This window comes from Agaribacterium haliotis, from assembly GCF_002312815.1.
GTDB classification, from domain to species: domain Bacteria; phylum Pseudomonadota; class Gammaproteobacteria; order Pseudomonadales; family Cellvibrionaceae; genus Agaribacterium; species Agaribacterium haliotis.
On record NZ_NKQJ01000005.1, the window covers coordinates 68,537 to 81,509 of the forward strand.

Here is a 12,973-nt window from a genome sequence, read left to right on the forward strand (position 1 = left end):
CTCGCACCAAACCATTACTAAGCGACTGCAAGAGGCCTGCATGATTGACGAGAACAATTCGTTTTATGAGCACTATCGCGATGAGCAATCGCTGTATCGCGCGGTGCTGGCTGCGCGTTTTTGCCTGATTTTAATTCCCGCTGCCGTTATCTACGCGCTGATATTTTTCTATTTGGGTGCCAGCAGTGGTGCCTGGGCGATACTTGCAGTTGCGCTGCAGCAAGTGTTGTCTTTGTTATTGATACGCGCAGGTTTTGTTGCCGCTGCAATTATCAATATTGTATTTGCGGCCTATTGGCTGATGACACTACTGATGTACCAGAACGGCGGTGTGCTTTCGGGCACGGCGGCCTGGATGCTGATTGTGCCGGCCCTGGGCTCACTGTTGGGCGGCTACAAACAAGGTGCCGTTTGGGGTGGCTTGTGCGCGGCAAGTGTCGCGGTTTTGTACCTTGCTCACGACAGTTTGCCTAAGCCTGAAATTACAGCTGAGCGGGTGAACTTTGCAAACTTGGTATTTATAAGTGGTGCCATTTTGACCAATATGCTACTTGTTGTGATTATGGAGGCCTTGCGCATCAAGAGTAAAAAAGAAGCGACCATGGCCTTCAACGAGGCGCAAACAATGCGCGGCGATGCCGAGGCGCAGCGAGATAAACTATCGGCCTTGATCGATACGGCTGAGCGCAATGCGGTTACACTCGCATCGGCAACCGAGCAGCTTTCCCTCACGTCAAAAGCGATTTTAGAGAATACTCAAAACTTAAGCGCCCACGCGGATAGGCAAGATGGCGCTGCAAGCCAACTAAGCTCTGCTTTTGATCAGTTGGCAGGGTTTGTTGCCCAGTGTTCTGAAAATATTACCGGCGTGAATGACAAGGTTGTGCAGACCAAAGAAAACGCCGCCAATGGCCAAAAAGCGATTGATCAAACCATCGTTTCAATGGACAAAATAAAAGCAAGCAATGTTGAAATTAACCACGCCGCAACCATGATTTCCGGGCTTGCAGAGCAAACCAACCTGCTTGCCTTAAATGCGGCCATTGAAGCTGCGCGCGCCGGTGATCAGGGCAGGGGTTTTGCTGTTGTTGCCGAAGAAGTTCGAACACTTGCGACACGCAGTAACCTGACGGCCGAAGAAATTCAAACGAGCCTGGCGCAGGCAACCTGCAGCATTGACGAAGGCGCGGCGATTGTTGCGAATGCAGGCGAGCAATTGGCGGATATTCTCAAAGCGGTAAATGATATCTTTATTCAGTTTCGCGAGGTCAAGCAGTGCATGAATGGCAGTGACGAGGGCATCAAAAATACCATGGCCGTGGTCAATGAGCTTTCAGAAATTTCGCTCGAGAATAAAACCGTTGCTATGGTTGTTGAGCAAAACTCTCAGCACATTGCCGCCACCACAGAAAGCCTAAATATGATGGCCAATGAATTGCAGGCAATTGTTGTTGCCAAGTCGTAACTAAGCAAGGTTGAGTTTCATTAAATTAAATAAAGTAAGCTGCTCATGAAGGCGGCTCTAGTAGCAACTCAACTCAAGTCAACTCAACCTATCTCTGCCTGGTAATGTTAAAGCTTTGACAGCGACACCGATGCTTTGTTGTCGTCGGCAACGTGTTTCGCCGGCTCGATCAGTTCGCCATCGGCGGAAAGCAAAATAGCGATCCAGCGCGTGTTTTTAAAGCTTGCAAATACTATCGCTGAAACCACCATCAGTGGCACAGCTAAAAACATACCGGCAATGCCCCAGATCGTGCCCCAGAAGGTCAGCGATAAAATAATCATTAGCGAGCTTAAGTTAAGGCTCTTACCCATATAAGCCGGTTCGATCACGTTGCCGATAAAAAATTGCGTACAACCTAAGCCGATGGAAACAATAAAAAACGGGGTAAAGCTGTCAAACTGGATAAGCGTTAGCAGTGCGGGAAAAATAACGCCGATTATAGAACCGATATTAGGGATAAAGTTAAGCAAAAAGATAAGCAGGGCCCAGACTTCGGCAAAGTCGACACCGACCAAAGCCAGCACCGCATAGCTGATAAGCGCGGTGAGCAGGCTGATCACGGTTTTCATCCACATATAGCGTTTAATGGTTGCCGCGATATGCTGGGTTAGGCGCGGCAGTTCACCGGCGCCAGAGTGGTTCTGCTGAAGCTTGTGAAGCTTGCGCGCAATTAACGGCTGTTCGGCGAGCATAAAACCTAAGTAAATTGCCACCAGACCGATGTTTTTAAATAGGCTTCCGGCGGAGCTTGCTATATACGACAAAACCGCACCGATATCGATATCTTGGGTGAGGGTTTCTAAATCCATGTGATCAATGGTTGGTACTGCGTCGGATAGCTTGCTAATTAAGGTGCGGAAGTTTTCTTGATAGATTGGTGCGGTGCGTTCAAGGCTGTCGCTTTGACTGACAACGATGGCGTAGACAATGTAGATAAACACAGCAACGGTGGCGATGGCCAAGGTGGTGCACAGGGCGTGAGGGAAGCGACCGAGAAATAGGTGTTTAAAATAATAGTTTCTGATGGCGTCCAGCAGGCTCCACAGCAAGACGGATACGGCGATTGGAATTAAAAAGTTACTGCCGTAGATCAGCAGGGCAAGGCAGATCGACAGCACCAATAAGCCCATGCCAAGGCGCAGAAAGTTAAGTTGCATGCTAAGTCTCCTTCAGCTTTGACCAGCATACTCTGTTGTTGATGAATGCTGTATGTCAGTGATCGTACATGATCGTCTTGCGCGCCTGGATTATCCGCTACTTGCGCAGCTTTTATAATATAACGTGTATAACGCGATGCTTGTTGCCTGTGCTTTATCTTTAGGGGCGCTTGTGCGGCAGTTTAATCTGCAGCGCTTATATTCTGCCACACAATACGCCGGGGGCTTATTGCTCTTTTTTTAGTTTGAACACATTGACGTGGTCAACCAGTATTTGACAGCTCTCTTGCATGGTTTTGGTGGTGTCAAAGGTGTTGCGCGAGCTTTGCGTAATACTTTCAGAGTCGTCTCTTACCGCGACAACACGCTCATTTATCTCGTTGGATACCGAAGATTGTTGCTCGGCTGCGACGGCTATCTGGGTAGACATGTCTTTAATTTTGTCGAGTTCAGCCTTCATGCGCTCAACTGCCGAGGCGCTGCCTTTGACGACGTCGACGGCGTCTGTGCCCTCTTGCTGTAAGCGCTGCATGTTTTCGGTGGCAAGGGAGGCCTGCTGTTGCAGTGAATCAATTTGCAGGCGAATTTGCTCGGTGGACTCCTGAGTTTTTTGCGCAAGTGTGCGCACTTCATCGGCCACCACGGCAAAACCGCGGCCCTGCTCGCCAGCTCTGGCGGCTTCAATGGCGGCGTTGAGCGCAAGCAGGTTGGTTTGTTCGGCAATATTTTGAATAACGTTTAAGACCAGGCTGATTTGTTCACTTTCGTGATTGAGCTTGTTGACAACCTCACTGGTGCTGCCGAGCTCTTGCGTTAGTTGCTCCATTAATCTGCGGCTTCTATCGGCGTAGTCACTGCTTTCGATCGAGGTTGCACTGGCGCTGTTGACCGCCTCTGACGAGCTGTGAATCATCTTACTGATTTCTTCGATGGTGCTTGTCATTTCGGTGACGGCGACACTAATGCTGTCGGTGGCTTCAAGTTGACTGTCGTTGCGCTTCAAACCTTGTTCGGTATTGGCAGCCACTTCCTGGCTGAGTGAAGACAAGCTGTGCACTTGTGTGGTGACACCGCGCAAGGCCGTGTTAAAGCTGGCGATAAGCTGATTAAAGACTTTGCTGGCCTTGGTTAGCTCATCTGAGCCGGATTCTTCAAGTTGCATGGACATGTCTTTTTCTCTGGCAATAAATGACATGGTTTCAACCAGCTTGTTAAGCGGGGCATTAATGCTTCGGCTAAGCAGGTAAGACAGGCCAGCTAAAATCGCAACCAGGGCGGTGACAGATACACTGGTAAAAACCAGTGTGTTCTGGGCTTCAGACATCTGCCGGTCTTTTTCCTGAAGGATGGCCTGCATGACAAATTCCCGGGTCGACTGATAGGACTGAAACACATCGTCAGTCACTTGGTTCCAGTTTTTATCGGAAAGATCAAATTTTTTGTCGAGGTATTTCTCGAAGACCATAATGGCGTCGAGCTTAAAGGTTTTGTATTGCTTGTATGAGGGGTTGTCGACGACGTGTTTTTTATAATATTCGTTGATCTCGGCATTGGCGAAGGCACTGAATAGTCGCTGGGCATCCATTTCTTTGTAGTGCATTAACACCATTTGTCCGAACACATAAGTTTGAAAGCCCAGGTGGTGGTTGGCGGCGGCAAAAATATAACTGTTTAAGCGGGCCGACTCTGTCGATGCAATCATTAGATTGTAAAGTGCATTGGCCATTAAACTGAGCTCTTCATTTTGGGAAGAGATAATAACCACTGAGCTTAGCGATGCGACTAAGTCGCCGATCAGCAGTGATATTTCGTACAAGGTATGAAGGTCCTGGCCGTTGACTTTATCTAAGTGCAGTTTTTTATCTGCGGCATTTCTAACGTGGTGGTAGCGATCGAGCTTTTCCTGGATAAGCTCTAGATTGTTACTCAGAGCGCCATATTGACTAAACAGTGTTTGTTTGGTTTTTATTAAATCTTTAAACGCATCAAGACTTTGGTTGCTTAAGGCTCGGGCCTCTAACATTCGGCGCTTAGCGGTATCGGCATTGGCCGGGGTGCTATCGATGTATAGCCGGGTATAGAGCGATTCTTGAGAACTATAATCGATCAGCTCGGCGGTAAGTTCTGCGTAGTAGAGCAATTGCGCAAGTTCAGCCAAGGCGGCTTTTTTTTTATTTGCTTCGATTAAATTGCCAACTGCATTAAAGACAATGACGGAGATTAGCGAGATAACAATAAGGAAAATGCGTGTACTGATATTGATATGATTTAGAAACTTCATCTAGAACAGCCATTAAATATAAACTTACCGGCTGACGGAGCTGTCCTTTCCTCCTTTCTTTTAATTACCTCCTTGGCTCATTCGGTGTATCAGCCCACTTGAATGCATAAAAACCATTAGTCTTTACGTATAGCATGCCTGCTTGGATTCTCAAGTTGCGCGCTCGGTGCTTTGCAAAGGCAGCCTGACTTAAAACGGGCTTGCCAGTAGTGAATGAAGTTTGTAGGCCCGCGATGCTGGTGTTGCTTTGTTTACGTAGAACGACGTCAGCCGAGAAACTTAAACTTAGGCCTCTTACTTCTATGCTTACATGTTTTAATAGCTCTGCCTTCTAATGAGCACAGTTGTTATGGCACACTTGGCTGATAACTTGGGTACCCAAGTTAGCTGCGCTGCGGCCAGATAAGAGCTGCGGCCAGATATGAGCTGCGGCTTGATAAGAGCTGGGGCCTGATAAGGGCTGGGGCTGAGACTTGGCCCGGGTTATCCGAAGTGCTGCAGGACCCAGGCCCAAAGAAAAAAAGGCGAGTGTGCGATATGAATATAAACCTACGTGACATCGATAAAGATAACTGGCTCGACATGATTGATCTTGAGATCAGTAAAGCCCAACAACAGTTTGTTGCGTTGCCATCCGAAGCCATTGCCGCATCGAAGTTTTATGACTACTACGTTAATTGCGGTATTTATCTCGATGACAAAGCGGTGGGCTATATCCAGTACTACCCAAACTATGACGACAATAAGCCCGATGAAATCTTTATTGATCAGTTCTTGATCGACCTTGAGCTACAAGGCCGGGGTTACGGAACAAAAGCGATTTGTTTGTTGTTAGAGCAGATCAAAAAGCTCGAGGGCATTCGTTCGGTATCTATTTGTTATGTTGAAGGGCACGACCGTATGAGGTCGTTTTTTGAACGTTTTGGTTTTGAACTAATCGATCAGGATGAGTTTGAGGAAAACATCATGTTGCTGCATTTGCATGCAGTATAGGCCTGCTTTAGAAAGGTACCTGGCATATGGCTTTAGCTACATGGCTTTGCTGTGAGCCCGACCTCACTGGAGGCCCCGAGCCCCGATATAGCTAAGTTCTGACTCTGAGTTCCAGGCCTTGTGCCAACGGCGAGTATATAAGTGCATCGCAAGGGTTTTTTGTTACAAAACCGTCATATTTCTTTCATATGCTGCCTGCTGGCGCATAAATCATCCAGGTGCCTAGCATAAATTTGCCATTGGTAATAATTAATGCTGTCACAACTCTAAAAATGTGTATACTGGCGCCAACAATGCATGCATTGCTATATTTGTGTGCCAGCGCTGGCTACTGTTCGAGCTTGGTTGGCGTGAACACAACGGGCTGCCATGCCTGAAGCTGCTGTTTGCGCAGGCTCTTTCTGGTTAATTGTCTTGCCTGGCATAGTGCTTTTGTGCCGTTTTTTTGTGTTGTTATTGGTAAATAAAAGGATGCTTTATTTACCAGGGCGCGCCGCTGGTTGATAAGAGCCTACACGTTGAGTGGGGCCGGGATCGCCGCCGAATGCGCTAAGTTGTAAACATTGTTTTGTATGCAAACGATAAGAAGGGATGCGCGAAAGTGCATCCCTTTTTTTGTGGGGGATAAGGGCAGAACTAGCCGTTAGCGCAGTGTACGGGCTGGTGATGTTTTAAATCTTACCGGGGTTTTTGATCGCTGTTTGATTTTTAACGTGGGGTGGGGCATGAATCATGGTCGAAACATACTCAAGGTGGCGCTAGAGCTTGAAGAGCTGTTGGAGCATCAGCGCGATGATATTAAGGATTGGATGGAAAAAAAGGCAAAATTGCCTGATTCCCGGACGACGGTTAGCGATGTGTTCTTTCGCTATTTATCTGAGTCTAAGAATGAAAATGAGGCGGCGCTTGCGGTCATTGGGCAGCTCAGCGAAATGACCGGCGTCGCACTAGATAGTGTATTGAACTAAAACGTAAATAACTTATTTTGGCCAATAATTTAGCAGTTTGGGGGAGTTTGGTGGGCGACAAGGGCAATGCAAATCTCGAGATGGCTTCCTATCTTGAGGGTTTGCCGTTTCCGCTTCGAAGCGAGTTGAAGCGGTGGTTGGTTGATAAGTTGGAAGGCGTTGCGCCCGTTGGCACCGTTGGCCTAGTGTACTTTCAGTACCTGGCCCAAGCAGAAGAAAAAAAACAAGCGGCCGAGCTTCTTATTAACAAAGTAAGGCAGCTGACTCGAAAATAACCGTGGCGTTAAGCTTGAACGAACATGTCGCGGTTAAACGATTTGCGTTGGCAATGTTGCAGTTCTAAATCTTAAAGTTAGGAATATTTTCGCCAGGACTGCTGTCATTCGATGTGCTGCTAGGCAATCAATATGCGCTCAGCGGCATTCAGTTTCGGGCATGGATTCTTAAATGCGCTAGATCCGCGCCCCTCAACTCTCAGCTCTCAACCCTCAACTCCCAGCTCCCAGCTCCCGCATACGATCTATTGCTGCTTAGGCATTGTTGAGTGTTTTGTTAATAATGCATTTCCCTGTTTATCCCGAAATTATTTTGAATAAGCTGTATTCGACCGCAGATCTTGCTACTTAAGTGCGATTAAGTTTTATGCAAAAAAGATGGCCGTTTTTATTTGATGAGCTGCGCTGTGCCTTGCGCATTGTGCTGCGCTAAAAAAATTTAAAAAATCGCGTAAAAGCGCGAGCTCACGCTTAGAATTTTTTTAAAGTGTGCGCCAGTGCTAACTATGTATGCGCTGCCGGTAGTATTCTCGATTGCGTTTGATGACGTTTAGTGCTTAATACGGAAAAAGTTTGATTCAAACTTTTAAGTGCAGGAAGAAAGTAGGGGCTTGTAGTGATGAGTGGCTTAATGATTCGCGAATATGAGCTGTCTATGGCGCCCGAGCAAATAATCAGCATGCCCAAAGGTACGGAAGTGCTCGGTGTTGATCTCTACGATGGCCAACCCAGGCTGCGCTGTCTTGTGTGCGAAGGCGGCGAAACAAAAGCCCATGAAAAACGAGCGTTTTTAACGGTGCCGGCGTGGATGGAGTGTGACGGCAATCAAGCGTGCCTTGGTCAGATAAGGCTTTTTAATGGTGATTTAAACTTTCATGTTTACGAGGTCTGATATGAACACAGACGAGCGCAGCTTAAATGTAGCCTTTATACTTGAAACCCTGCCTGAGCAGGAGCGTACAAAAATACGCGACTGGATGGCGAGCCAGTTTAATGACTTAAATTCAGCGGCTATTGTTAGCAATGTTTATTATCAGTATTTGGCTTACGCCAGAAATCAAAATGACGCAGCAAAAGCGGTGTTGGAAAAGGTTCGTGATATAACCGGTAAAGAGATTAATACGATTGCCCTGGAGCAGTTTCACTAGTTCGCTGCCGGCGATTTTGAAGCCGGCAATTATTATTCTATTCTTCTGATTGTTTGTCCAGCTTGTAAGTGCTGCGACGTTTGTTTTCTTCCTGTCTTTATATTTGTCTTTGTTATTTGCTTTTGCGGGCTGTTTGTTGGCTCGTTTAATGTCGTCATTTTATTGTTTATATCGTAGTGCTTCATTGCAGTATGGAGCTGCAGTTCTAGCTCGTTAATAACCGCGCTTGTTGTCAATGGCTTGTAAAAATGCTCGTTGTGGCTTGGCAATTTTGGGCATTTGCTACTTAATCTTGTATCGATGTTTGCCCTGGTTGCTGCTGCTTGTCAGTGCGCTCTGTTATTTTGTTGCAATTTTGTAGCTATTCTCCTCGTAGTTGCTTGTTAGTTTGCAAGTCGGAGCATGGTAAGAAAATACCAATTTTATGATGTCAAAAAAATGATGGCGTAAAAATGAGATCTGGTCGTCAAGCGTGTTTGTTATTGCTTGTAAGATACATGGGTCGATCTGACTATTTGGCCGTTTTATGTTTTGGCAGTGTTGCTGAAGTGGCGGTCAATACGATACGGCTAAAAAGATGAAGTTAGGATAGCTTGTCGAGGGGGATGCATATGCGTATTCGCTACCTGGAAGATGAAAAATTTGAAGTTGTTGAAATAGACTGCCGAAGCAGTAAAAAAAGTTTTTGGAGTGAGCTTTCCGTTCGCCGCGAAAAGCCGAGAATTGTTCACGGGAGTCGCGTCTATATCGAAAGTTCGCTCAACCAAAAAGTCGGTGTGAAAGAGTCTATTAATCAGGCAGAGGCGCTAACGTTTGCCAGTTTCCTTGCCAGTCAGGCCGAATCGCGAAATAGCCTGCGTGATGCCTACAATGAGGTTAGAGAGCTTGGCTCGACAAATATGGCACAACTGGCGCAGATGATAGTCGGTGCATCAACAGGCGCACTCGCAGGCGCAGCGTCGCCAGGCCCTATGGGCGCCTAAGGTTTAAATGGGGCTCTCGCGAGCCTATATAGGAGTACCGACTGACCAAATACAAGGCCGCTAACACTAGGCCCGAATACGAGGTTCTAACATAAGCTTCTAACATAAGCCCTTAGATAAAACCCAAACACAGGTACAGGTCACTGGCATAGGTTAGCGGCATAGGTTAGCGGCATAAGCCACGGCAGCCGAAGGCGTCTGCTGTTATCTGTGGCGATCGCCCACCTTGTCTAAGCTCTTCACATCCATTTCACAAGCCGCTTGCTACTTTGTTTGAAACACGCTTGTTCTAAGCGTCTTTTTTAAACAAATGGAGCAAATCATGGGGCATTCTTTTTCTACTTTATTGGTTTTTATTTCAGCATTCATTCTATTGTTTCCGAGCGCCCAGGTGCTCGCGCAGGAAAAAACAGCCCGAATCTTAATGGTTTTGAGCAGCTACGGTGAAAAAAACACCGATGGTGAACTGGTTAAGCCGGGTTATGAATTTGACGAGATGAGTAAAGCGTATCTTGTGTTTAAACACGCAGGCGCCGACGTGGATTTTACATCTCCGAAAGGCGGTGAGCTGGTAACGGACAACTACGATAAAAACAAACGCTACAATCAGAGTTTTTTAGCCGATGAAGCCGCCGTTCACGCACTTGCTAGCAGCCTTAAGCTCAGTGACATTAACGCCGACAACTACGATGCGGTATTTGTTGTTGGCGGTAAAGGGCCGATGTTTGATCTGCGAGATAATAAACAACTCAAGCGTGTAATCCGGGATATTTACGAGCGCGGGGGCGCGGTTGGCGCGGTGTGCCACGGGCCCGCTGCGCTATTGGATATTAAACTCAGCGATGGCAGTTATCTGGTAGGCGGCAAACGTATATCGGCTTTTAGCAATGAAGAAGAAGCCGTGTTTAGCAAAAAGTGGCAGCTGCCATTTCTACTTGAAGATGAGCTAAGTGCGCAAGGCGCTGTGTTTCGCCAAGATGCACTGATGTTAAATCAGGTGAGTGTCGATCAGAGGCTTGTCACCGGGCAGAATCCATTTTCCACCGCCGATACCGCCAAGGCCTTAGTTGAGCAGCTTGGTCTGGAGTTTGATGCTGGGCTTGAATTTAAAGATGATAAAACAGTAAAGCTTGTTGAGGCCTTTTTCAAAGACCGAAAACAGGCAGCGAAGCAGTATCAGCAAACACCAGAGTCCTATGACACAATGCTGTTGGCAATGCTCGGTGTCTATCACGCGCGCTACGCAAAATCTGAAATTGAGCGCGATGTTGCCATTGTATTGATGCAGCAGACGATAGACGAAATCAAGCATGCGGCCCTTTACACCGCGCTTGTTGAAGCTTATATCGATGAAAACGAGTTAGCGCAGGCGGCGCAGCTACTTAAGCAATCCAAAGCGCTGTTTCCCGACGACCAGGGCTTAGCCACCTTGCGTACTCAGCTTGCAAACAGGTAGGGCGCATGTGTCTTGCTGGCTTAAATGCGGTTTAGGCGGTATGCGTTAACAGGCTGTTAAACAGGTAGGTAGTTATGGCAAATCTTAAAATACTAATAGCGGAAGACAACCTTGCTATTTGCAAAAATATTGAAGCGTTTATGCAAAAGCGCAGTGTCGAGTTGGATTTTGCCCACGACGGCAGGCTCGCCTGTGAGCTGGCATTAAACGAATATTTTGATTGCATTGTGCTCGATATTGCCATGCCTAAGATGGATGGCTTGGTGGTTTGTCGCCAACTGCGTCAGCAGTCGCAGCGCCATATTCCTATTCTGATGTTAACCGCCAGGGATAGCCTTGATGACAAACTTACAGGTTTTGCCTGTGGTGCGGACGATTATTTGTGTAAACCGTTTGCACTTGAAGAGTTGTATGCGCGCTGTCAGGCTCTGGCGGCCCGCCAGCAACAGGTTGCGGCTAAGGTCTTGAGCCTCGGTCAGGGGGAGACTCAGATCAGCCTGGACTTGAGCGCACGTACCGCAAGCAGGATGGGCAGCACCGTGGCGCTGCAGCGCATTCCGTTTGAAATATTGAAACTGTTGATGCAGGCCCACCCGCGCACGGTAACACGATCCGAGCTCTGTGAGCGTATCTGGCACGGAGAGCCAAGTGGCTCGGACAGTTTGCGCTCACATATGTATCAGTTGCGCCAGGCCATTGATAAGCCGTTTGAGCGCGCTGTAATCAAAACTTTACACGGGGTTGGTTTTCGTATCGATATTTAGCCGTTTGAATATTTTTGTGCTGCGTATTTATATCGCTTTGACCGGCCCTGACAACCAATGAATTTAACACGATGATTTTTAACAGTATTCGCACCCGTATTGTTGTTTATTTTGTGACGATGGCGCTTGGCATTAGCCTGCTGTTTTCGTTGCTTGGTTTTTTATTTTCCTACAATATCGAAGATACAATGTTCCAGCGCTTGCTAAGTGACGAAGCTAAGCGGGCTGAGACTCAGCTTGAACGCGGTGATGTGGTTTCGCCGACACTAAGTTATGTTGATTTTTATTCAACTAAAGCGCAGTTGCCTCGCGCAGTGTTGGATGTGCTTGAGCACGAGCCCCAGCGCATCGAATTTCCCGGCCCGGGCCAGCGCCACTACCACCTTGTTGAACTTAGTCACGGTTATTTACTGGCCGAAGTCAGCGATCATTTGGTTGTGCGCAAAGCAAAAAGCGCCATGGCACTTTTGCAGCTGTTTGTTATGTTTATTATTGTGCTTATCATCGCGCTGTTGGCGTGGTTGCTGGCGCGGCGTTTGGTTCAGCCTATTCAGCAGTTAAATACGCTGGTTAGCAAAATGGGTAATCAGGCTTTACCGCAAGGTTTTTCCGCCGAATTTAAGCGCGATGAAATTGGCATGTTTGCCCGTGAGCTTGATGCGGCGATGCAGCGTTTACAAGCGTTTATTCAGCGCGAGCAGGATTTTACCCGGGATGTCTCTCACGAATTACGCACACCACTTGCGATTAGTCAGGGCGCGCTTTGCCTGTTAGCCGACAGTGAGCTCGATGCGGATCAGCGCAAGCTGCTGCATCGCTTGCAAGCTGCGCAAGATCAAATGCAGCAATGTATTGAGGCTTTGTTAACGCTCGCACGGGAGCAAGGTTTTGACGAGGCCCCGGTGCCGGTATTAGCTCTGCTTGAGGCGGCTATTATCGAATGCTCTGAGTGCCTTGGCAAAGAGGGCAAGTTGCTACAAACGAAATTGGAACAACTCGACCTTGAGTTAAAGGTGGAGCCAGAATTGGTGCTGCAGAGCAATGAACAGGCGCTGCGCATTATCGTTTGTAATTTATTGGCTAACGCCTTTATTCATTGCAAATCAGCCAAGATCTGCATTGCCGCCGACGCTCAGTGTTTAACCATTACCAATGTCGGTGATCAAATTGACAGCGACCTGCTAGAGCGTATTTTTCAAGGCGGCGTGAAGGGCGCGCAAAGTCAGGGTTACGGTATTGGTTTGGCGCTGGTAAAGCGTTTGTGTGAACGCTTGTCTGTCGCCGTTTCAATCGAGAATACGAAGCAGGGGGTTTGTGCGCGCCTGTCTTGGTAGGCCGGATTTATTCAAGCGCTAAGCACTTGAGCTAGCTCAGTATGTTGGCCGCGGTTTTTATTTGTATAAAGCGCTTGTTGAGAACGCACTGCACTATTGCGCATTTT

Annotated in this window: 12 protein-coding genes; 10 read left to right on the forward strand and 2 right to left on the reverse strand. The window is 47.5% G+C overall.

The window, feature by feature from the left end; translation table 11 throughout:
• The first annotated feature begins 40 nt into the window (after positions 1 to 40).
• Positions 41 to 1,465, forward strand: coding sequence for a methyl-accepting chemotaxis protein (locus CFK45_RS07445; protein ID WP_096085814.1), 1,425 nt, complete (start codon positions 41 to 43; stop codon positions 1,463 to 1,465).
• 107 nt (positions 1,466 to 1,572) lie between these two features.
• On the opposite strand, the gene CFK45_RS07450 is transcribed toward CFK45_RS07445, so the two are convergent.
• Together CFK45_RS07450 and CFK45_RS18445 are read right to left on the reverse strand one after the other, a co-directional pair.
• Entirely contained in the window at positions 1,573 to 2,664 is a 1,092-nt protein-coding gene (locus tag CFK45_RS07450) for an AI-2E family transporter (protein WP_096085815.1), read from the reverse strand.
• A 226-nt stretch (positions 2,665 to 2,890) separates the two neighbouring features.
• Positions 2,891 to 4,945: a methyl-accepting chemotaxis protein gene (locus CFK45_RS18445; protein WP_096085816.1), complete on the reverse strand. Its 2,055-nt coding sequence runs from the start codon at positions 4,943 to 4,945 to the stop codon at positions 2,891 to 2,893.
• A 537-nt stretch (positions 4,946 to 5,482) separates the two neighbouring features.
• On the opposite strand from CFK45_RS18445, the gene CFK45_RS07460 reads away from it, so the two are divergent.
• The 9 genes from CFK45_RS07460 (at position 5,483) to CFK45_RS07500 (ending at position 12,866) form a co-directional block, all read left to right on the forward strand.
• A complete protein-coding gene (locus tag CFK45_RS07460) occupies positions 5,483 to 5,938 on the forward strand; it encodes a GNAT family N-acetyltransferase (protein WP_096085817.1) in 456 nt (151 codons plus the stop codon).
• Positions 5,939 to 6,663: 725 nt separating this feature from the next.
• On the forward strand, positions 6,664 to 6,906 hold the full coding sequence (locus tag CFK45_RS07465; RefSeq protein ID WP_096085818.1) for a hypothetical protein: 243 nt from the start codon (positions 6,664 to 6,666) through the stop codon (positions 6,904 to 6,906).
• A gap of 17 nt (positions 6,907 to 6,923) precedes the next feature.
• Positions 6,924 to 7,181, forward strand: a complete 258-nt coding sequence (locus CFK45_RS07470; RefSeq protein WP_143247507.1) for a hypothetical protein — start codon at positions 6,924 to 6,926, stop codon at positions 7,179 to 7,181.
• Positions 7,182 to 7,800: 619 nt separating this feature from the next.
• Entirely contained in the window at positions 7,801 to 8,073 is a 273-nt protein-coding gene (locus CFK45_RS07475) for a hypothetical protein (RefSeq protein WP_096085820.1), read from the forward strand.
• A gap of 1 nt (position 8,074) precedes the next feature.
• The gene (locus CFK45_RS07480; protein WP_096085821.1) at positions 8,075 to 8,329 is read left to right on the forward strand and encodes a hypothetical protein; all 255 of its coding nucleotides are present in this window, start codon (positions 8,075 to 8,077) and stop codon (positions 8,327 to 8,329) included.
• 611 nt (positions 8,330 to 8,940) lie between these two features.
• Positions 8,941 to 9,312, forward strand: coding sequence for a hypothetical protein (locus CFK45_RS07485; protein WP_143247508.1), 372 nt, complete (start codon positions 8,941 to 8,943; stop codon positions 9,310 to 9,312).
• Between the two features lie 322 nt (positions 9,313 to 9,634).
• Entirely contained in the window at positions 9,635 to 10,768 is a 1,134-nt protein-coding gene (locus CFK45_RS07490; RefSeq protein ID WP_096085961.1) for a DJ-1/PfpI family protein, read from the forward strand.
• Between the two features lie 74 nt (positions 10,769 to 10,842).
• Positions 10,843 to 11,532 carry a response regulator transcription factor gene (locus tag CFK45_RS07495; RefSeq protein WP_096085823.1) on the forward strand — a complete coding sequence of 230 codons (690 nt, stop codon included), beginning with the start codon at positions 10,843 to 10,845 and terminating at the stop codon, positions 11,530 to 11,532.
• 71 nt (positions 11,533 to 11,603) lie between these two features.
• Positions 11,604 to 12,866, forward strand: a complete 1,263-nt coding sequence (locus tag CFK45_RS07500; protein WP_096085824.1) for a sensor histidine kinase — start codon at positions 11,604 to 11,606, stop codon at positions 12,864 to 12,866.
• Positions 12,867 to 12,973 lie beyond the last annotated feature (107 nt).

Coding starts and splice junctions, on each gene's coding strand:
- CFK45_RS07465 (WP_096085818.1), top strand. CDS start 6,664: ATGAATCATGGTCGAAACATACTCAAGGTGGCGCTAGAGCTTGAAGAG.
- CFK45_RS18445 (WP_096085816.1), bottom strand. CDS start 4,945: ATGAAGTTTCTAAATCATATCAATATCAGTACACGCATTTTCCTTATT.
- CFK45_RS07490 (WP_096085961.1), top strand. CDS start 9,635: ATGGGGCATTCTTTTTCTACTTTATTGGTTTTTATTTCAGCATTCATT.
- CFK45_RS07485 (WP_143247508.1), top strand. CDS start 8,941: ATGCGTATTCGCTACCTGGAAGATGAAAAATTTGAAGTTGTTGAAATA.
- CFK45_RS07445 (WP_096085814.1), top strand. CDS start 41: ATGATTGACGAGAACAATTCGTTTTATGAGCACTATCGCGATGAGCAA.
- CFK45_RS07500 (WP_096085824.1), top strand. CDS start 11,604: ATGATTTTTAACAGTATTCGCACCCGTATTGTTGTTTATTTTGTGACG.
- CFK45_RS07450 (WP_096085815.1), bottom strand. CDS start 2,664: ATGCAACTTAACTTTCTGCGCCTTGGCATGGGCTTATTGGTGCTGTCG.
- CFK45_RS07460 (WP_096085817.1), top strand. CDS start 5,483: ATGAATATAAACCTACGTGACATCGATAAAGATAACTGGCTCGACATG.
- CFK45_RS07480 (WP_096085821.1), top strand. CDS start 8,075: ATGAACACAGACGAGCGCAGCTTAAATGTAGCCTTTATACTTGAAACC.
- CFK45_RS07475 (WP_096085820.1), top strand. CDS start 7,801: ATGAGTGGCTTAATGATTCGCGAATATGAGCTGTCTATGGCGCCCGAG.
- CFK45_RS07495 (WP_096085823.1), top strand. CDS start 10,843: ATGGCAAATCTTAAAATACTAATAGCGGAAGACAACCTTGCTATTTGC.